Genomic DNA, 19,521 nt, shown 5'->3' on the forward strand with positions numbered 1-19,521 from the left:
GCCAATTGAAGGGGGAAATGCCCCTTAGTCGCGAGTCGACGGACACGCAAAGGTTACTTTGGTTATGGTTTCACCGGCCTACCAGCGCGGCCGCTTCGCCTGTGCGCGGCAGAACCGCCACCCGGTAGCCGCCATGGCCCAGCAGGTAACGCTGCGCCAGCGCCTGCATCTCCTGCGCCGTGGTCAGCACATAATCCGCGGCCAGCGATGGCAATTGCGCCACCCGCATCGGATCGAAGGCCCCGCCCTGAATCTGGCCCAGCCAGAAGGTGTGCCCGGTCTGCGCGCGCAGGATATATTGCCGCATCGGCTCGACCACGCGAGCCAGTTCGTCCTCGCTTGGGCCATTGGCGGACAGATCGCGGACGATCTTGTCCACTTCGGTGTAAAAGGCATCCATGTCACGAGGGGCGATCTGCACCAGCGCCATCAGATAGCCGCCCCCTTCCATGTCGAGCGGCCAGTTCGAGGTGGCGAAAGGAGTATAGGACGACCCTGCCGTCTCGCGCAGGCCATCCAGCAGGCGGTTGGCGATGAGCTGCGCCAGCACTTCCAGCTTGCGCGATTGCGGCAGGCCCGCCGATCCGCCGGCCGTGGGCCAGGCAATCACCGCCGCCGCCTGATCGCTGTCGCCGCCGTGATAGAGCAGATGCGGCGTGGTATTGGCAGCGGCAAAGCCCGGAGGGGTCAATTCCGGACGCACATCGCCGCGCGGGTCGAGCGCGCCGAAGGTGCGGCTGAGCGCGGCCACGGTTGCTTCGGGGTCGATATCACCGAACACCGCCACTTCGACCGGCCCCTGCGCCAGCATCCGGCTCCACACGCGGCGGAATTCGCCTGCGGTGGCCGCGCGCATCTCGTCGGGCGTGGCGCGGGCAAAGCGCGGATCGCCGCCGCGCAGCAGCGTTTCGAGGTCGCGGCCCAGCACGCTCATCGGATCATTGTCCTGCGCGTCATAGCCCAGCAGCGCGCTCGCCTTGGCGCGTTCCACCGGGGCAACATCCCAGCGCGGCTGATCCAGCTTGGCGGCGAACAGATAAAGCTGGTCCTCCAGATCCTCTGCCCGCGTCAGCCCTTCGAAGGTGAACACGCCCTCGCCCACCGAAAAGCCGAAGGTCAGCTTGCGCCCCGCGCCGATGCGGTCGATCTCGTTCTGGCCCAGCGGGCCCACGCCCGAACTCACCAGCGCACGCGTGCCCAGTTCGGCATAGACGCCTTCGCCCGGCGCAAAGCCGGCGCGGCCTTCGCCAAAACGCACGCGCACGGTGACGCGGCCCGGTTCGTTATCGCTGTCGCGCAGCAGGGCTTGCACGCCGTTGGGGAACACGATGCGTTCGGTGGTGCTGACAAGGCCGGGGCCAAGCGGTTCGCGCAAGATCGGGTCGGCGGGCGTGCCGATTGGCGGCAGGTCGGCAAAGCTGATCGCGGGGCCATCATTGCGCGCCAAGGCCGTCCCGTCCACCGGCGCCAGCAGCGCCGCGCGCACATCGGCCGCGGTCGCTTCGCCCGGAACCGGGGTCAGCAATATGCCGCGCACCACATTGCCCTTGAACAGCTCCTGCGTATGGGCGAGCAGCGTTTCGGGCGTCAGCCGGGGGCGCAGCGAGCGGAACACCGACAGGAAGGTTTCGGGGGCTGCCACCGCCTCGCGAATATCCACCGCATTGACGATATCGTCCGCCAGCTTCGATCCCGCCTCGATCCGGGCCTGCCCGACCATATCGACAAAGGCGATGTCGTATTGCGCGGCGGCCTGCTCGATCTCCGCCTCGGTCGGCGGGTTGACCAGCGCATCGGCAATCACGCTGCGCACATCGGCCAAGGCCGCGCGCCAATCCTCGCCCAAGGGTGCGAAATCCACAAAGGTGCCGTCGGCCGACCGGCTCACCTTGTCGCGCCGCACCTGGGCATAGAGATAGCTGGCACCCGCGCGGGCATTCTGTTCCAGCCGCTGGTTGAGGATCGCTTGCGCCACCGCATCGATCAGCAGGCCGCGGTTATATTCCAGATTGTCGACCACTTCGACAAAGGGGCGCAGCACGGCAAAGGACACCGCGCGCGGCTGGCCCGCTTCCACGATCACCGCGGTCTCGCCCACGGGATTGGCGGGATCGGCCCCGGCGGGCATTTCGGGCTGGCCGAAATCGGGCGCCGGCGTGTGGGCGCCCGGCACCTGCCAGCCGCCGAAATGCCGTTCCACCATGGCAGCGAGGACTTGCGGGCTCGCGTCGCCCACCATCACCACCACCGTGTTTTCCGGGCGATACCAGCGCTGGTGAAAGGCACGCACCGCCTCGGGCGTGGCGCCTTGCAGCGCCTCCACCGTGCCGATGGGCGCGCGCATCGCCAGCCTTTGCCCGGTGTAGAACAATTCCCGCGTCGCCACGGCAATGCGCATATCCGGCCCCAGCCGCTCGCGCCGTTCGGCCAGCACGATGGGCACATCCGCCGCCAGATTCTCCGCCGACAGCGTGGGCTCCTGGATCATGCCGGCAAACAGCATCATGCTTTCTTCCAGCCGCTCGCGGAATGCACCGGGCAGGTCGAGCTGATAGACGGTGTGCGTGGGGCTGGTGACCGCATTCGTATCGAAACCCAGCCCGGCACCCCAGCGCTGGAAATGCGGGATCGCCTCTCCGGGGCCGAAATGGCGCGATTGGCGGAAAGTCAGATGCTCGACCAGATGGGCAAAGCCCTGCTCGCCCTCCTCCTCGTGCAGGGAACCTGCATCAATGCGCACGCGGATCGACACCTGGCACGGCGGCACCCCGTTGCGGCGCACGGCATAACGCACGCCGTTGGGCAGTTCGCCCATCAGCCATTGCGGATCGACCGGAATATCGGTGCCGCGAAAGATCCACGGATCGTCCGGCTTGGCAAAGGCGGGCACATCGGCCTGGCTGGCAACGCCAATTCCGCAATCGTCCTGCGCCAGAAGCGGCGCCGGCACGGCGAGGATGAGCAAGGGAGCAAGAACGCGCGTCAGGCGCCGGATCAGGGTCATGGATCGGTATAGGCCAGCCAAGGGATGAAGGACCGGTGAATAGACCCAAAAGCCGCCTTGTGAACCCCTGCCCCGGCCCCTACATCGCTTCTCATGTTTATCGAGACCGAAACCACGCCCAACCCCGCCACGCTCAAATTCCTGCCCGGCCGGCAGGTCATGCCTTCGGGCACGCGCGATTTTGCCACGCCCGAAGACGCCGAGGCGTCACCGCTGGCGCAGGCGCTGTTCGATACAGGCGAGGTGAGCGGCGTGTTCTTCGGCGCCAGCTTCGTGTCGGTCACGGCCGCGCCGGGTGCCGACTGGGCCAGCCTGAAGCCGCAGGTGGTGGGCGTGCTGCTTGACCATTTCATATCCGAAACCCCGCTGTTCCATGGGCCCAGCGCAGGCGGCATCGCGGTTCCGGCAGAGGAGGACGACCTGCTGGTGGAGGACGATCCCGCCCATGCGGAGATCGTGGACATGATCAAGGAACTGCTCGAAACGCGCATCCGCCCCGCCGTTGCCAATGACGGCGGCGACATCCGCTATCGCGGTTTCCGCGACGGGGTGGTGTATCTTCAGATGCAGGGCGCCTGTTCGGGCTGCCCCAGCTCCACCGCCACGCTGAAACAGGGGATCGAAGGGCTGATGAAGCACTACATCCCCGAAGTGACCGAAGTGCGGGCCGCCTGAGATGACAGAGGCTCTGGCTCCCGCCGCGCTCGACCAGCTTTTCCGTGAAGCCCGCACCTGTCAATGGTTTGACGGGCGCGAGGTAAGCGACGCGCAGATCACCGCGATATGGGACCTGATGAAGATGGCCCCCACATCGATGAACCAGCTGCCCGCGCGCATCGTCTGGTGCAAAAGCGCGGAGGCGAAGGAGCGGCTGGCGGGCCATGCAGCGGAGGGCAACAAGGACAAGGTGCGAAATGCGCCGGTCTGCGCGATCATCGCGATGGATACCGATTTCCACGAATACCTGCCCGAATTCTTCCCCCCCTCGCCCAATGCCAAGGCAATGTTCGACGGCAAGGACGAGATGCGCCGGACACAGGCCTTTCGCAATTCCTCGCTTCAGGGCGGCTATTTCATCATGGCGGCGCGCGCGCTGGGCCTTGATTGCGGCCCCATGTCGGGTTTCGACAACGCGGCGGTGGATGCCGATTTCTTTGCTGATAGCCCCAGCTGGAAAAGCAATTTCATCTGTTCGGTCGGCTATGGCGATCCGGCAAAGCTGCATCCGCGCCTGCCCCGGCCGGAATTTGCGCGCTTCAACCGCCTGATCTGAGCGGCCGACAATGCGCACGCTGGCCATCGACAGCGCAACGGAAGCCTGTTCGGTGGCGTTGTTCGACGGGGACGACCTGATCGGCCATTTTCACGAAATCATCGGGCGCGGCCATGCCGAACGGCTGGTGCCCGCGATTGCCGCCATGCCCGGCAGGGGACGGGCGGATCGCATCCTCGTCTCGCTCGGCCCCGGCAGCTTTACCGGCGTGCGGATCGGCCTTGCCGCCGCGCGTGCGCTGGGGCTTGCCTGGGGCGCGCAGGTGCGCGGCTATCCCACGCTGGCGCTGGTGGCGGCGATGGCCCGGCAAATGCGCGGCGCTGTTGCGGTCACCGTGTGCATGAATGGCGGGCACGGCGAATGGTTTGTGGGCGATTTTGGCGCAGACGGGCTGGCACAGGGAGAGACGCTGTCGCTGTCGCCGGCGCAGGCGGTGCAGCAGCATGGGCGGCCGGGCATTGTCGCGGGCAACCGCGCCAGCGAATTTGCGGCACAGGCGGCGGACGGTGCAGAGGCGATCGACCTGCTGCCCGATGCGCGCCACGCGCGGCTGGTGCCGTCTGCGCTGCTTACGCCTGATCTCGCTCCGCTTTACGGGCGCGCGCCCGATGCCGCCCTACCTGGCGAGGCGGTAGTGCGAAAGTGATGGACGCGCTCGATGCCATCATGGCGGTGATGGAGGCCGCTTTCGATCCCGCTTTTGGCGAGGCGTGGAACCGCCGCCAGGTGGGCGATGCGCTGGTGCAGCCGAACACGCATTTGCTGTTGGCCGATGCGACCGGGCAGGATCCGCGGGCAGCCGAAGAGGCGGTGGGCTTCACCCTCTCGCGCCAGATCGGACCGGAAGAAGAATTGCTGCTTATTGCCGTTATGCCCGCCGCGCGCGGAAACGGCGTGGGCGGCGCCTTGCTGGCCCGTTTCATTGCCGCTGCCCAAAGCCGCGGGGCCAATCGCCTGTTCCTTGAAATGCGCGACGGCAATCCCGCGCAAGCGCTGTATTTGCGGCACGGATTCGTCGCGGTGGGCAGGCGACCAAATTATTACCGCGCGGGAACATCCGGGCCGCTTGATGCAATTACCTATCTGCGGGACAGTTTGCTCAAGTAATTCGCAAGGATATTTCCTTCGCTTCGCGACTTTCCACACTTGCCATGTTAATAACAAAAGCGCAGGGGCCGATTCGGCCGCGAATCGCAATTCGTGCGCCCAAGAAAATAATCGTCGCACTCAAGATTGCCGAGGAAACTATGGATAATCTCCAGAATGACATGAACGAGATGCTGATCTCGCTCACCGCGGATATTGTCACCGCCCATGTCGCCAACAACAATGTCGATGTTGCTGATCTGCCGCCCCTGATTCAAAGCGTGTATGGCGCGCTCGCCGGTCTTGGCGGAGCACCGGTTGTGGAAGAAGCGCGGCCGGAACCCGCCGTTTCGATCCGTGCTTCGGTAAAGCCCGATCATCTTGTCTGTCTGGAAGACGGCAAGAAGCTGAAGATGCTCAAACGTTACTTGCGCACCAATTACAATATGAGCCCGGAAGAATACCGCGCCCGCTGGGGTCTGCCGGCCGATTATCCGATGGTTGCGCCCGATTACGCCGAAAAGCGGCGCGAACTGGCGAAGAAGATCGGCCTTGGGCGCCAACCCGGCCAGCGCCGCGGTCGCCGGAAAAAGACGGTCTGAGACCGTTTCGCAAATGCCGCTTCACGGTTGAAAATGCGCCCCGCCGCTCTCATAGTGGCGGGGCGTGTTTCATTATTGGGCAGGATCAGGGGCAGTGCCGCACACCAGGATTGATCTCGAGGCGCTGTGCGCCGAACGCGGCCTGCGCATCACCGAACAGCGCCGGGTGATTGCCCGCGTCCTGTCAGACAGCGAGGATCACCCCGATGTGGAGGCGCTGCACGAACGCGCCTCCGCCATCGATCCCAAGATTTCGATCGCCACCGTCTACCGCACCGTGCGCCTGTTCGAGGAGGCGGGAATCCTCGACCGGCACGACTTTGGCGATGGCCGCGCCCGCTATGAAGCCGCACCCGAAGCGCACCACGATCACCTGATCGACGTGGAAACGGGCAAGGTGCTCGAATTCGTCGATCCCGAACTCGAAGCGCTGCAAAAGGTGATTGCCGAAAAGCTGGGCTACCGTCTGGTCGATCACCGGATGGAACTCTACGGCGTGCGCATTGATCGCGAAGGCTGAGCCAGCGCCTGAGCCGCCGCTGGGCTGGCGCTGGGGACTTGTCGGATTGCGTCTCGCCCTGTGGTTCGTGATTTTTGCGGCCATAGTCCTGCCGCATCTGGTTTGTGCGGCGTTCGGGCGGCGCGACATCATTCCCCCGCTGTTTCTGGGCGCGCTGGCGCGGATTGCGGGTTTGCGCATCCGCGTGATCGGCAAGCCCAAGAAAGGCGCGCTGCTGCTGGGCAATCATGTGAGCTGGCTCGACATTCTGGCGCTGGCCGGGGCCAGCCGCACCGCCTTTGTCGCGCATGATGGTCTTGCCGGACATCCCATGCTCGAATGGCTGTGCCTTCAGAACGACACGCTGTTCATCACGCGCGACCAGCGCGGCACCGTGGCGGCGCAAGTGGAGCAGGTGGTCGAGCGGCTGGGCCACCGGCGGCTGACGATTTTCCCTGAAGCCACCACGGGTGACGGGCGCACGCTGTTGCCGTTCCGCTCCAGCCTGCTTTCGGCGGTGGAACGCCTGCCGCACGATATCCCGGTGCAGCCCTTCGCGCTGGATTTCGAGGATGCGGCCGAAATCGCCTGGGTGGGGGACGAGCCGGGCCTTGCCAATTTCCGCCGCATCATGGCGCGCACGCGGCCCATCTACCTCACTATCCGCTTTCTCGAACCGCTGAGCGGCGCGGAACTGACCAACCGCAAGACGATGGCGGCCGCCGCGCAGGCCCGCGTGGCGGCGGCGCTGGGGATGGAAATCGGCCCGGCTTTGGCGTAAGGGCCGCAGCCCATGACCGCACAGACCCCACCCAAAACCTACCGCGTCAAGAGCTTCGGCTGCCAGATGAACGTCTATGACGGAGAGCGCATGGCCGAACTTCTCGCCGAAAAGGGCATCACCCCTGCGCCCGAGGGCGAGGAGGCCGATCTGGTGGTGCTCAACACCTGCCACATCCGCGAAAAGGCGGCCGAGAAGGTCTATTCCGACATTGGCCGGCTGGTAAAGGCGGGCCGCGAGGCGGGGCGCGAGCCGCTGATTGCCGTCGCCGGATGCGTCGCGCAGGCCGAGGGTGAGGAGATCATGGCGCGCGCACCTGCCGTCTCCATGGTGGTCGGCCCGCAGGCCTATCATCGCCTTGGCGACATGATCGACCGCGCGGTGGCGGGTGAGCGTGCCACCGATACCGATATGCCCGAGGACGCCAAGTTTGCCGCCCTGCCCAAACGGCGCAAGGTCGGACCAAGCGCCTTCCTGACCATACAGGAAGGCTGCGACAAGTTCTGCACCTATTGCGTGGTGCCCTATACCCGCGGCGCAGAAATATCGCGCCCCTTCAAGGACCTGCTGCGCGAAGCTCAGGTCTTGCTGGAAGCGGGCGCGTGCGAGATCACGCTGCTGGGGCAGAATGTGAACGCGTGGACGGGCGTGGACGACACAGGCCGCGCGATCGGGTTTGACGGGCTGGTGCGGGCGCTTGCCGCCCTGCCCGACCTGCAGCGCATCCGCTACACCACCAGCCATCCCAATGATGTGACCGAAGGCATGATCGCCATGCATGGCGAGGTCGACAAGCTGATGCCTTATCTGCATCTGCCGGTGCAGAGCGGCTCTGACCGGGTGCTGAAAGCGATGAACCGCAGCCACACGGCCAGCGGCTATCTCAAGCTGCTGGGTCGCTTCCGCGAGGCACGGCCCGACATTGCGCTGTCGGGCGACTTCATTGTCGGCTTTCCGGGCGAGACCGAGGCCGAATTTGCCGAGACGCTGGCGCTGGTGGATGCGGTGAAATATGCCGCCGCCTTCAGCTTCAAATACTCGCCGCGCCCCGGCACACCTGCCGCCACCATGGCAGGGCAGATCGCGCGCGAAGTGATGGAGGAGCGACTCGCCCGCCTTCAGGACGCGCTGAACCGCGACCAGTTCGCGTTTAACAAGGCGAGTGTTGGAAAAACCTGCGACGTGCTGGTGGAGCGGCGCGGCAAGCTCCCCGGTCAATGGCTGGGCAAATCGCCCTGGCTGCAATCGGTGTTCTTCACCGGCGAGGCGGCGATTGGCGATCTGGTGCGCGTGGAACTGGTGGAAGCGGGGCCGAACTCGCTGGCAGGCCGGGTGCTGGAAAAGCTGCCTGCCTGAAACGCCTGACTGACACATTTGCGACGGCTGGATGACTTTCCACCGCTGACTTGTGCAGGCCACCTTGCAAGCGGCCCTGCGCGGCCTAATCTCGGGCCGGGAATCAACCGAAAGGACTCCATGGCCCGCAAGTCCCCCGCGTCCGAAAGGACAGCCGCCTTCCATCCCGAAGACCGCCGCGATCACGCGCGCAGGGCCAGAGTGGAGGTAGAGTTTGAACAGCAGGCGACGCTGGGCGCACTGTTCGGGGAATTTGACGCCAATCTGGTGCTGCTGGAAAATCGCCTTGGCGTCTATATCGGCGCGCGCGGCAACCGGCTGGTGATCGAGGGGGCGGAGGACGATGTCGCCCGCGCCCGCGATGTCCTGCTCAAACTGCACGACCGGCTGCTGACCGGGCAGGACGTGGATACCGGCGCGATCGAGGCGCTGATCGCCATGTCGAACGAGCCGGTGTTTGACGGCATACTGGCGGATGAAAAGCTCCACCCGCCGATCATGATCCGCACGCGCAAGAAAACCATCGTGCCGCGCACCGCGGTGCAGGCCGATTATATGCGGATGCTGGCAAGCCGCGACATGATCTTTGCGCTGGGGCCAGCGGGCACGGGCAAGACCTATGTGGCGGTGGCGCAGGCGGTTTCGCAGCTTATCACCGGCAGCGTGCAGCGCCTGATCCTGAGCCGCCCGGCGGTGGAAGCGGGCGAGAAGCTCGGCTTCCTGCCCGGCGACATGAAGGAGAAGGTCGACCCCTATCTGCGCCCGCTTTACGATGCGCTGTTCGATTGTATGCCGCCCGAACAGGTGGAGCGGCGGCTGGCATCGGGAGAGATCGAGATTGCGCCCATCGCCTTCATGCGCGGGCGCACGCTGGCCGATGCCTTCGTGATTCTGGACGAGGCGCAGAACACCACACGCGAACAGATGAAGATGTTCCTCACCCGCTTCGGCCAGAACAGCCGCATGGTGATCTGCGGCGACCCCAAACAGGTCGACATCCCCGGCGGCGACAGGATGAGCGGCCTTGCCGACGCGGTCGAGCGGCTGGAAGGCGTCGAAGGCATCGGCGTAACCCGCTTCACCAGCGCGGATGTGGTGCGCCACCCGATCGTGGGCCGGATTGTCGAGGCTTACGAGGGCGAAGGTGCGAAGCCCTGATCCGACTTGGAGTATCGCTTCTCGACATCAATCGGGCCGGACGCCATGGGAACGGTCATGAACCTCGACATCGCGATCGAAGAACCCTGGCCTTCCGCGCCAGACTGGCCCGCGCTTGCCGCACGCGCATTAAACGCCGTGCAGCAATTCGCGCCGGAACTGGCCAACCCCCGGCTGGAGGCGAGCCTGCTGTTTACCTCCGACGCCGAAATCCATGATCTGAACCGCGAATGGCGCGGGCGGGACAAGCCGACCAATGTGCTCTCCTTCCCCATGCTCGAACGCGAAGACCTGCTTGCCCTTGCGCCCGAAGGCCCGCCCGAAATGCTGGGCGACATCGCGCTCGCCCATGAAACCTGCGCGCGCGAGGCGGCGGAGAAGGGCGTCCCGCTCGAACACCATGCCGCGCATCTCATCATCCACGGCCTGCTGCATCTGGCGGGCCACGATCACGAGATTTCCGCAAGCGATGCCGAGGCGATGGAAGCGCTCGAAGTCTTGGCGCTTGCACAAATGGGCATTGCCAACCCATATAGCGAAAATTGAAACAGCAGGGGTAATGTGCGGCGATGGCCGACAACAGCAAGGGTGGTGATTCCCAATCGGGAGACGGGGAGAGTAGCGGCGGCCTTTGGAGCGCGATAAAATCGCTGTTCGAAGGCGAGGAGGGCCCTTCCTTACGCGAGCAACTCGAAGAAGCGATCGAGGAGCATGAGGAGGATCAGGCCACCGGCGAGATCGGCCAGAACGGCGCCAAGGGCGATCTTTCGCGCGCCGAGCTGATCATGCTCAAGAACCTGCTGCATTTTTCCGAACACGATGCCGACGACATTGCCGTGCCGCGCGGGCAGATCATCGCCATCGATGCCGCCTCCACATGGGACGAGGTCGTGGCGCTGTTTGCCGAACACGGCCATTCGCGCCTGCCAGTCTACCGCGAAACGCTGGACGATGTGATCGGCATGATGCACATCAAGGATGTCTTCCCGATCCTGGCCAAAGGGCGCGCGCCTCCCGCCGACTGGACCACGCTGATGCGCCAGCCGCTGTATGTGCCGCAGACGCGCGGCGCGCTGGATGTGCTGGCCGATATGCGCGCCAAAAAGACGCATCTGGCGATTGTGCTGGACGAGTTTTCGGGCACCGATGGCCTCATCACGATCGAGGATCTGGTCGAGGAAATCGTGGGCGAAATCGCGGATGAGCACGATGATGATCCAGTGGAACTGGTCGTGCCGCTGGGAGACGGGATGTGGGAAGCCGATGCGCTGGCCGAACTCGATGATCTGGCCGAGACGCTGGGCGATCCGCGCATTGCCGAAGTCGCGGAATCGGTCGATACGCTGGGCGGGCTCACCTTCGTGCTGGCGGGCCATGTGCCTGAACCGGGCAGCGTGCTCGAACATCCCAGCGGCTGGCGCATCGAAGTGATCGCAGGCGATGAAACGCACGTCACCCGCCTGCGCCTCCACGCCCCGGTTGCCGCGGAAGAAAATTCCGCCGATTGAGCGGAAAATTCCGGCCTAGGCCGATTTTTCCATGGGGTTTTTCGCAAGCCCGCTCGACAGCAGTTGCATAATTGTGAACAAAGGCCGCCATGCGCAGATTGCCGCCCCTTCGTGCCCTGGAGGCATTCGTGCGCACGGTGCGCCTTGGCTCGGCGCGCGCGGCGGCGAGTGAGCTGGGCCTCTCGCCGTCGGCCTTGTCGCGGCGAATCACCAATCTGGAAGATTTCACCGGCAAGAAGCTGTTTTCCCGTTCAGGCCAGGTGATGAAGCTGACCGATGAAGGGCGCAATTTCTATGACGCGGTTGCCCCGCATCTGGAAACGCTGGCAGCGGCAGTGGAGGCGCAATCGGAAAACCTGCAAACGCTGCGCCTGCGGCTGGGCGTGATGCCGCTGTTCGGCACGCAGCGCCTGTTTCCCCGCCTGCCCGAACTGCGCGCGATGCATCCGCGCCTGCATCTGGACATCGATACCGGCCCTCACCTGATCGACCGGGTGGGCGATACGCTGGACGCCGCGATTGCGCTGACGACCCGGCCCGATCCTGCGTTTCACGCGGTGCAGCTCGATGAAAACAGCGTGCACGCCATCTGCTCGGTCGCGCTGGCGGAAAAGCTGGGGCCGGTGCCCGATTTGGCCGAACTGGAAAAGCAGACCTTCCTTGTCCACACCGACATGGAACTGAGTTTCGAGGCATGGAAGAAGGCACTGGGCCTCGAAAAGCTGCAACCGGCGGCGGTCGACCATTACGATTCGGGCCAGCTGATCCTCGAAGCCGCAGCGCAGGGCCTTGGCATCGCCATCATGCATGATGATCACATGATCCGGAACGCTGATCCGCGCGTGACGGGCCTGTATCGGCAGAAGATCGCCAGCCCCTATTCCTACTGGTTCCTGTGCAAGCCGGTGGATCTGGATGCGCGCCCTTTACGCATCTTTCACGACTGGATCGTGTCGGCCGGGCTGTAGCGCCGCCCGGCCCTAGCCCGCGCGCCGCTTTTGCGGCACAACCCCTCCCCTGCGGATTCGCAACTGATCCAAAGGGAAGAGACATGGAAATCAGGAAAACCGTTCTGGCTGCCGCACTGGCCGCCATCAGCCCGCTTGCCTTCATCGCGCCCGCAAACGCGCAGATGATGCCGCTCAACGACCCCGTGGTGGGCCATCCCGATCCCGAAAGCCTGTTCACCAGCCGCGATCCGGTGCTTCACCGCAACAAGCAGGCCGCCCTGCACATCATGCGCGAACTGCTCCAGTGCAACCAGTGGCACCGCGCGGGCGAGTGGCTGACCGATCGCTATATCCAGCACAATCCGCTGGCCGCATCGGGGCTGGAAGGCGTGGTGAACTACTTCGTCAACGTGGCGCGCGTGCAGCCCACCCCCACCTGCGACCGGCTGGTGACGCCGATTGTCTCGGTGCAGGCCGAGGGCGATTATGTGACCGTGGTGATCCGGCGCGAACTGCCGATCCCCGGCGATCCCAATGGCGGCACCTACACCACCACCTGGTTTGACAGCTGGCGCTTTGTCGATGGCAAGGCCGATCAGCACTGGGATCCGGCCACCCTGCCCAATTACACGCCGCCTGCTGTCGCTGCCGACAACCTGCTGCGCGAGGCGCAGGACCGGGCTGCGATCGAGCGGCTGATGTGGAATTATGTCCGCGCCATCGATACCTGGAACGCGGATGCCTATGCCGCCGTGTTCACCGAGGATGGCAGCTTCGGCAATACGCGCGGCCGCGAGGCACTAAGGGCAATGGTCAGCGGCATGGTTGCCAACCGCGCCGCCGACGCCCCCATGTTGCACCATGTGATGAGCAACCAGACGATCGAGTTCATCAATCCCAACCGGGCCGTTGTGCGCTATTACTGGCAGACCGTCACGCGTGGCGTACCCGCTGGCCCGCGCCCGGAAATGCTGGCGCAGGGCTGGGGCGAGGATGTGGTGATCAAGCAGAACGGCCGCTGGCTGATCCAAAGCCGCAATGTCGCGCCCGGTTGATCCGGGCTGAGGGCTTATTCGCGGCCATAGAAACGCGAGATGTCGAACCAGACATCTCGCGTTTCGTGTGTCTGCGGGTTGCGCGCGGCGGTGACGTGGAAGGTGCGCCCGTTCAGCAGATGCAATTCCTGCCGCACCGCCACCAGCCCCAGCAGGGCCAGCACTTCGCCTTCCTGCGCGCGGGAATGGACGACATAGGCATCGTCCGGCCCCGTTCCCCCGGCGCTTGCCAGAATGGTGGGCGCATCAGGCGGCAGCAGGCAACCCGCCAGCGAAAGGGGCATGATCCCCGCCGCCAGCGCCAGCGCCAGCCGCCGCCGCCGATTCATTGCGGCCGGCCGATCAGGACAGCGTGGCCTTGACGATCTTGCCGGGGCTGCGCGGCGGTTCGCCCTTGGGCAGCGCGTCGACATATTCCATGCCGCTGATGACTTCGCCCCACACGGTATATTGCTTGTCGAGGAAGCGCGCATCGTCAAAGCAGATGAAGAACTGCGAATTGGCGCTGTGCGGCGCGCTGGTGCGGGCCATCGAACACACGCCGCGCACATGGGGCACATCGTTGAATTCGGCCTGAAGGTCGGGCTTGTCGCTGCCGCCCATGCCGGTGCCGGTGGGATCACCGCCCTGCGCCATGAAGCCGGGGATCACGCGGTGGAACATCACGCCATCATAAAAGCCTTCGGAAACCAGTTCCGAAATCCGCGCGACATGGCCGGGGGCCACATCGGGGCGCAGCTTGATGACGACATCGCCGCCCTCTCCGTTGCCGGTATCCAGGGTGAAGGTCAGATGTTCGGCGGCCATGCAAATGTCTCCTAGATGAAATGTGGTGCCGGGATATAGGGCAAATGCGGGCAAAGTCACGCCATCAGCGCGGCTGATGCTTGCTTTTACAGGCAGCACGATTAGGCCCACCTTCCATGGCCCAGACCGATTTGCACGACCCGGCAGAAAACGACGTCGAGAACGTTGCTGCCGAACCGCGCGTGGAGGAGCTGGACGAGGACAATCTGCTGAAACCCAGCTTCGTCAACGCCGTGCGCGCGGCGCTGGCCGATGGCGATGTGGCGCGCGTCTACGATCTGGTGGAGCCGCTCCACCCCGCTGACGTTGCCGACCTGTTCGAACTGCTGCAACCGGCCGAGCGTGCCGGCCTTGCCGCCGCCATCACCGATCTGATGAGCGGCGAAGTGATCGCCGAGCTCAACGACTATGTCCGCGAGGACATGATCGAGGCGCTGCCGGCTTCGGCGGTTGCCGAAATTGCCGAGCAGCTCGACACCGATGACGCGGTGCAACTGCTCGAAGATCTCGACGCCGAGGACCAGCAGGCGATTCTGGCCGAGATGGAGCCGGAAGACCGCGCGGTCATCGAAAGCGCGCTGTCCTATCCCGAGGAATCCGCCGGCCGCCTGATGCAGCGCGAGCTGGTGGCGGTGCCCGATACGATGACGGTGGGCGACCTGATCGACTATCTGCGCGAGCATGACGATCTGACCACCGAGTTCTGGGAAGTGTTCGTGGTCGATCACCGGCATCACCCGGTCGGCACCTGCCAGCTTTCGTGGATATTGCGCACGCCGCGCCACATTGCGCTCGCTGATGTGATGAAGCGCGACCAGACGCTGATCCCCACCGACATGGATCAGGAAGAAGTCGCGCTGCGCTTCCAGAAATACGGCCTGATTTCGGCGGCCGTGGTGGACGAAAGCGGGCGGCTGGTCGGCCAGCTGACGGTGGACGATATCGTCCACATCATTCAGGAAGAAGCGGGCGAGGACGCGCTTCTGCTGTCAGGCGCAGGCGATGGCGACATTAACGAGCCGATCCGCGACGCCTATTCCGCGCGCGTGCGCTGGCTGCTCGCCAATCTGCTGACCGCGTCTGTCGCTTCTACGGTCATCTATCAGTTCGAAGATACGATTGCCGCCATGGTCGCGTTGGCGGTGCTGATGCCGATTGTGGCGGGAATTGGCGGCAATGCGGGCACGCAGACGCTGGCGGTAACGGTGCGCGCGCTGGCCACCAACCAGTTGACCAGTTCCAACACCTGGCGCGCGGTGCGCCGTGAAATGTCGATTGCCCTGCTCAACGGCACCACCGTGGCGCTTGTCATCGGCACGGCGGTGAGCCTGATTTTCGGCAACCCCATGCTGGGGCTGGTGATTGCGATGGCCATGATGGGCAATATCGTGATCGCCGGTTTCGCCGGGGTGTTCGTGCCGCTCACGCTCGACAAGCTGCGGGTCGATCCCGCCATCGCCTCCTCCATCTTCGTCACCATGACGACCGATTCCATGGGCTTCCTGGTGTTCCTGGGGCTGGCGGTAATGAGCGGGCTCGTGGGGTAGGCTGAGGAAAAGGTCTTTGCTGGCAAGGTTGCCATACCTATCTTCTCGCCCATGCCGCTCCACCTCACCAAGATCGCGTTTCGCTGCTCGTCGCTGGCCGAGCTGGAGGAATGGTTTGACGGCGCCACGCCCGACAAGCGGCTGCGCACGCGCTATCTGCCCAAGCGCCATGCGGAGATCATCGGCGGCTCGCTTTACTGGATTCACGAACACGCGATCATCGCCCGCGCCGCCATTACCGGGTTTGCACAGCGGCCCGACGGGCATTGGGACATCGTGCTCGAAAACCGCCTTACCCGTGTCCACCCGCGCCCCAAACGCGCGCATCAGGGCTGGCGCTATCTGGAAGATGCCGACGCGCCCGCCGACCTGCTGGAGGGCGAAGTGGTGGGCGATGCCATGCCGGGGCGGCTGGTGAGCGAACTGGCAAAGCTGGGGCTGGTCTAGCCCCTCACCCTCACACCATCGCTTCCATGCTGGCCAGCTTGATCAGCGCCTGTTTGTAGCTTTCCGGCTCCGCGCTGCCTTGCAGGATGTATTTGCCGTTGACCACGAAGGTGGGGACCGAACGGATATTGTTCTGCGCCGCCAGCTCCTGATCGCGGCGGATTGCCTGCGACAGGCCGGGATCGTCGAGCGCTTTTTCCGCCCCCGCCCGGTCAAGCCCTTGCGCTTCCACCAGATCGAGCAGCACCGCCCGGTCCGAAATATTGCGCCGCTGCTGGAAATGCGCGGCGAACAGCGCCTGTTTCAGCGCGCCCTGTGCCTGTGCGCCGGAGGTTTCCAGCACCCAGCGCAGCAGCTTGTGCGCGCCGTGCGTGTTCCACACATGGCGCGGCGGAGCCTCGCCCACTCCTGTCCAGGCGATGGGAAAGCCCGCCGCCTCTGCCGCCGCCTCGACATTGCGCTGCATTTCAGCGACTTCCTCGGCACTCTTGCCATAGGCCCGCGCCAGCAATTCGGCCTGGTCGCGGCCTTCGGGCGGCATATCGGGGTTGAGCTCAAACGGCAGGGACACGACATCGACATCCACCTGTCCCGCCAGATCGGCCACCGCCTGCTTGAACTGCGCATGGCCGATCGCACACCACGGGCACACCACGTCCGACCAGATATCCACCTGCAACACATCGCTCATCGGGCTCTCTCCAACCACCAGCCAAGCATGGCATTGGCAATAGCGTGGGCGGGTGGCGGAATGAAGGCGGCCCCGTCTGCCCGCCTCTCCATCGCTTCGGCCACTTCGGCGCGGGTGAACCAGCGCGCATCGGCGATCTCGGTATAATCCACCGTCAGATCGCGCCCTTCGGCCAGCGCGTGGCAGCCAATCATCAGCTGGCTGGGAAAGGGCCAGGGCTGGCTGCCGATATAGCGCACCGAATGGACGCGCACGCCCGCTTCCTCCCACACTTCGCGCGCCACCGCCTGCTCGATCGTCTCGCCCGGTTCGATAAAGCCTGCCAGCGCGGAATAGCTGCGCGGCGGAAACTGCGTGCCGCGCCCCAGCAGCAGATCGCCGTCATGCTCCACCAGCATGATCGCCACGGGATCGGTGCGCGGGAAATGCTGCGCGGTGCAAGCAGGGCAATCGCGCTGCCAGCCACCCTTGGCGATATGGGTGGGCGCGCCGCAGCGGGCGCAAAAGCGGTGCCGCGCGTGCCAGTCCACCAGGCTGCGCGCCGTGGCATACAGCGCCATGTCCTGCAGCCCCAGCAGGGCAATGGCGGCCCAGTTGGGCTTTTGCAGATAGGCCGGGCGGTCGTCCCCCTCTGCCGGAACTACCGCAAATACCGGCAGTTCGCCATCCATGCCCAGAAACACCGTTTCGGCATCGGGCGGCAGATCAGCGGCCGCGCCGTAACTCAATCCGTTGGCCGCATCGAGCACCGGCGACAGCGCATCCATCAGCAGCAGCCGCGCATCGGCCCTTGCGCGCAAGGCCGCCAGCAAGGCCGGATCGGTGCGGCTGTGATCGGCCCGGTCCAGCCCGTGGCCGGGATAGCTGATTGTCATCGGCGCTCCGTTCAGCTGCGGCGGGATGCCAGCGCGGCGGCATCAGCGGCCACCACCAGCGGGAAGTCGTTCTGCACGCTGTATTCCATGCTGGGCATATATTGCGTCATCAGCGTGTGGCGCAGGCCGCTGTTCATGTCGACGAGGCCACAGGTGCCCGCCGCGCCAAACCAGCCGAACAGGCCCGCTGCATCGCCCCGGCCCACCAGGCCGCCCGCGCCGTAACCGAAATCGCGACCGCCGCTGGAAAAGCCGCCATCGGGGGCGAGCGTATCGGGCATCAGGTCGCTGGTTGCCTGCTCCACGCTGGAACGGTCGAGCACCGTCACCCCGTCCACCGTGCCGCGCCCGGCAATCATCGCCAGGAAACGGTCGTAATCGCGCGCGCTCGACACCAGCCCCGCCCCGCCAAAGGGGAATGGTGGCGGCCCCAGATAGACGCTGCTGTCGGGCAGATCGATCGGCACCAGCATCCCGTTCAGCAGGAAATAATTCGCGGTGAAGCGGTGCGCCTGCGTCAACGGCACCTGGAAGAAAGTGGAATTCATGCCCAAGGGATCGAAGAAGCGTTCCTTCAGGAAGCGGTCGAAGCTCTTGCCCGTCACCACCTCGATCACACGGCCCAGGAGGTCCAGTCCCACCGAATAGACCCAGCGCGTGCCCGGCTGCGCGACCAGCGGCATTTCGGCCAGCCTGTCGGCAAACAGTGCCAGATTGCCCACCGGCGTGCCGCGAAAGGCGGGCACATTCTCCATCCGCGTGACCAGCCCCGGCACGAGGCCCGCGGCGGTATAGGCATCGGACAGCGGCCCCTGCTGCACGATCGAATAGCCAAGCCCGGCGGTATGCGTCAGGCAATGGCGCACGGTGAGGGGGCGCGTCGCAGGCTCCAGATTGTCGGGCGTGATCGGCCCGTCATACACCTTCTGCACCTGCATCCGGGCAAAGGCGGGCAATATGTCGGCAATCGGCTGGTCGAGCTCCAGCCAGCCTTCCTCGATACAGGCAAAGGTCGCCATGCCGGTGATCGGCTTGGTCATCGAATAAATGCGGTAGAGGCTGTCCGCATCGGCCGCGATGCCGCTGGCGAAGCTGGTATTGCCCATCGCAATCACCTCGGGATCGCCCGGCCCCATACCCAGCGCGACGACCATGTTCGCCACCCGGCCATCGCCCACATAGCTGCGAACCATGTTCGCCACGCCCGGCCAGCGGCGCGCCGCTTCGCCGCCTGCGCCTTGCGCAAAAGCCAGTTGCGGAAGGGATAGGCCGGACAAGGCCCCCAGCGCCGCAAGACTGCCTGCGCCCACAAACTGCCGCCGCGACAGGGCGGTGCCCAATACCCGATTGGCTTCCACGCGAATTCTCCAGATCTGACCCTTTGGCTGCGGACACTAGCAGCGCGTGCACACCCTTCAAGCGGGCGTTTGCGCCGCGGCTGAAAGACCCTTGCGATGGCCCGGTGTCTTACCTAAATAAAACAGATGTTGAACGCGCTTGCCTTCCTGATCGGCCTGTTATCGCTGATCATCGTCATCCCCTCGCAGATCCCGCTGCTGGGCTGGGGGAACTGGCTGGCGCTGCCGCTGGTGGTGACGGGCATTGTGGTTGGCGCACTGTCGAGCAAGGATGCGGGGCGCAATTTCTGCCTGGTGATCTTTGTCGTGGCGGTGATCCGCCTGATGCTGGGCGGCGGGATTATATGAAACGGCACGCGCCGCAGGCTTGATGCAGTTTCACACCAAGACCACCAAGCGACTAAGATATCTTCGAGAACGTATCGATCCTTAGTGCCTTTGTGTCCTTAGGCCGTGTTGACAAAAGACTTCAACCATAGGCGTGTGGCGGCGAGGTTGAGGAAGCTTTCGAAGGATAGGGCAGT

General features: G+C 64.8%; 22 protein-coding genes. 16 read left to right on the plus strand and 6 right to left on the minus strand.

Annotated features, from left to right (window positions below; all coding sequences use genetic code 11):
* Window positions 1-70 precede the first annotated feature (70 nt).
* Window positions 71-3,004 (minus strand): M16 family metallopeptidase, encoded by a 2,934-nt coding sequence (locus WFP44_RS14755; protein ID WP_336927391.1) that lies wholly within the window; start codon window positions 3,002-3,004, stop codon window positions 71-73.
* A gap of 93 nt (window positions 3,005-3,097) precedes the next feature.
* Between WFP44_RS14755 and WFP44_RS14760 the strand changes: the two genes are divergently transcribed.
* The 13 genes from WFP44_RS14760 to WFP44_RS14820 all read left to right on the plus strand — a co-directional run bounded on the left by WFP44_RS14760 (window position 3,098) and on the right by WFP44_RS14820 (window position 13,272).
* Window positions 3,098-3,679: a NifU family protein gene (locus WFP44_RS14760; protein WP_336927392.1), complete on the plus strand. Its 582-nt coding sequence runs from the start codon at window positions 3,098-3,100 to the stop codon at window positions 3,677-3,679.
* A 1-nt stretch (window position 3,680) separates the two neighbouring features.
* The gene (locus tag WFP44_RS14765) at window positions 3,681-4,277 is read left to right on the plus strand and encodes a malonic semialdehyde reductase (protein ID WP_336927394.1); all 597 of its coding nucleotides are present in this window, start codon (window positions 3,681-3,683) and stop codon (window positions 4,275-4,277) included.
* Between the two features lie 10 nt (window positions 4,278-4,287).
* Window positions 4,288-4,923, plus strand: coding sequence for a tRNA (adenosine(37)-N6)-threonylcarbamoyltransferase complex dimerization subunit type 1 TsaB (gene tsaB, locus WFP44_RS14770; RefSeq protein ID WP_336927395.1), 636 nt, complete (start codon window positions 4,288-4,290; stop codon window positions 4,921-4,923).
* The gene (locus WFP44_RS14775) at window positions 4,923-5,384 is read left to right on the plus strand and encodes a GNAT family N-acetyltransferase (RefSeq protein WP_336927396.1); all 462 of its coding nucleotides are present in this window, start codon (window positions 4,923-4,925) and stop codon (window positions 5,382-5,384) included. Before tsaB ends, WFP44_RS14775 begins: the two co-directional genes overlap by 1 nt.
* A 140-nt stretch (window positions 5,385-5,524) precedes the next feature.
* Window positions 5,525-5,965, plus strand: a complete 441-nt coding sequence (locus WFP44_RS14780; protein WP_336927397.1) for a Ros/MucR family transcriptional regulator — start codon at window positions 5,525-5,527, stop codon at window positions 5,963-5,965.
* Window positions 5,966-6,059: 94 nt separating this feature from the next.
* Window positions 6,060-6,485 carry a Fur family transcriptional regulator gene (locus WFP44_RS14785; RefSeq protein WP_336920465.1) on the plus strand — a complete coding sequence of 142 codons (426 nt, stop codon included), beginning with the start codon at window positions 6,060-6,062 and terminating at the stop codon, window positions 6,483-6,485.
* Window positions 6,469-7,245: a lysophospholipid acyltransferase family protein gene (locus tag WFP44_RS14790; RefSeq protein ID WP_336927398.1), complete on the plus strand. Its 777-nt coding sequence runs from the start codon at window positions 6,469-6,471 to the stop codon at window positions 7,243-7,245. The genes WFP44_RS14785 and WFP44_RS14790 overlap by 17 nt, the downstream gene beginning before the upstream one ends.
* 12 nt (window positions 7,246-7,257) lie before the next feature.
* Window positions 7,258-8,601, plus strand: coding sequence for a tRNA (N6-isopentenyl adenosine(37)-C2)-methylthiotransferase MiaB (miaB, locus tag WFP44_RS14795; RefSeq protein WP_336927399.1), 1,344 nt, complete (start codon window positions 7,258-7,260; stop codon window positions 8,599-8,601).
* A 120-nt stretch (window positions 8,602-8,721) separates the two neighbouring features.
* Complete coding sequence (locus WFP44_RS14800) at window positions 8,722-9,759, plus strand: PhoH family protein (RefSeq protein ID WP_336927400.1); 1,038 nt, start codon at window positions 8,722-8,724, stop codon at window positions 9,757-9,759.
* 57 nt (window positions 9,760-9,816) lie between these two features.
* Window positions 9,817-10,305 carry an rRNA maturation RNase YbeY gene (ybeY, locus tag WFP44_RS14805; RefSeq protein WP_336927401.1) on the plus strand — a complete coding sequence of 163 codons (489 nt, stop codon included), beginning with the start codon at window positions 9,817-9,819 and terminating at the stop codon, window positions 10,303-10,305.
* 23 nt (window positions 10,306-10,328) lie between these two features.
* On the plus strand, window positions 10,329-11,267 hold the full coding sequence (locus WFP44_RS14810; RefSeq protein WP_336927402.1) for a hemolysin family protein: 939 nt from the start codon (window positions 10,329-10,331) through the stop codon (window positions 11,265-11,267).
* Between the two features lie 89 nt (window positions 11,268-11,356).
* The gene (locus WFP44_RS14815; protein WP_336927403.1) at window positions 11,357-12,235 is read left to right on the plus strand and encodes a LysR substrate-binding domain-containing protein; all 879 of its coding nucleotides are present in this window, start codon (window positions 11,357-11,359) and stop codon (window positions 12,233-12,235) included.
* Between the two features lie 83 nt (window positions 12,236-12,318).
* Entirely contained in the window at window positions 12,319-13,272 is a 954-nt protein-coding gene (locus WFP44_RS14820) for an SgcJ/EcaC family oxidoreductase (protein WP_336927404.1), read from the plus strand.
* Window positions 13,273-13,286: 14 nt separating this feature from the next.
* On the opposite strand, the gene WFP44_RS14825 is transcribed toward WFP44_RS14820, so the two are convergent.
* The gene (locus tag WFP44_RS14825; RefSeq protein WP_336927405.1) at window positions 13,287-13,601 is read right to left on the minus strand and encodes a hypothetical protein; all 315 of its coding nucleotides are present in this window, start codon (window positions 13,599-13,601) and stop codon (window positions 13,287-13,289) included.
* Window positions 13,602-13,614: 13 nt separating this feature from the next.
* Window positions 13,615-14,079, minus strand: a complete 465-nt coding sequence (locus WFP44_RS14830) for a peptidylprolyl isomerase (protein WP_336927406.1) — start codon at window positions 14,077-14,079, stop codon at window positions 13,615-13,617.
* Between the two features lie 116 nt (window positions 14,080-14,195).
* Here WFP44_RS14830 and mgtE point away from each other — a divergent pair, with 116 nt between their 5' ends.
* Window positions 14,196-15,626: a magnesium transporter gene (mgtE, locus tag WFP44_RS14835; protein ID WP_336927407.1), complete on the plus strand. Its 1,431-nt coding sequence runs from the start codon at window positions 14,196-14,198 to the stop codon at window positions 15,624-15,626.
* Between the two features lie 51 nt (window positions 15,627-15,677).
* On the plus strand, window positions 15,678-16,073 hold the full coding sequence (locus WFP44_RS14840) for a DUF1489 family protein (RefSeq protein ID WP_336927409.1): 396 nt from the start codon (window positions 15,678-15,680) through the stop codon (window positions 16,071-16,073).
* Between the two features lie 10 nt (window positions 16,074-16,083).
* Here WFP44_RS14840 and WFP44_RS14845 read toward each other — a convergent pair whose 3' ends face one another.
* Genes WFP44_RS14845 through WFP44_RS14855 form a run of 3 tightly spaced genes read right to left on the minus strand, consistent with a single transcriptional unit; the run spans window position 16,084 to window position 18,997 of the window.
* Complete coding sequence (locus tag WFP44_RS14845; RefSeq protein WP_336927410.1) at window positions 16,084-16,764, minus strand: DsbA family oxidoreductase; 681 nt, start codon at window positions 16,762-16,764, stop codon at window positions 16,084-16,086.
* The gene (gene nudC / locus WFP44_RS14850; protein WP_336927411.1) at window positions 16,761-17,639 is read right to left on the minus strand and encodes an NAD(+) diphosphatase; all 879 of its coding nucleotides are present in this window, start codon (window positions 17,637-17,639) and stop codon (window positions 16,761-16,763) included. Before nudC ends, WFP44_RS14845 begins: the two co-directional genes overlap by 4 nt.
* A gap of 11 nt (window positions 17,640-17,650) precedes the next feature.
* The gene (locus WFP44_RS14855; RefSeq protein WP_336927412.1) at window positions 17,651-18,997 is read right to left on the minus strand and encodes a serine hydrolase domain-containing protein; all 1,347 of its coding nucleotides are present in this window, start codon (window positions 18,995-18,997) and stop codon (window positions 17,651-17,653) included.
* A gap of 126 nt (window positions 18,998-19,123) precedes the next feature.
* Here WFP44_RS14855 and WFP44_RS14860 point away from each other — a divergent pair, with 126 nt between their 5' ends.
* Window positions 19,124-19,345, plus strand: coding sequence for a hypothetical protein (locus tag WFP44_RS14860; RefSeq protein WP_336927413.1), 222 nt, complete (start codon window positions 19,124-19,126; stop codon window positions 19,343-19,345).
* The last annotated feature ends 176 nt before the right edge of the window (window positions 19,346-19,521 follow it).

Origin of the sequence: Alteraurantiacibacter palmitatis, assembly GCF_037154115.1 — a bacterium.
GTDB lineage: Bacteria > Pseudomonadota > Alphaproteobacteria > Sphingomonadales > Sphingomonadaceae > Alteraurantiacibacter > Alteraurantiacibacter palmitatis.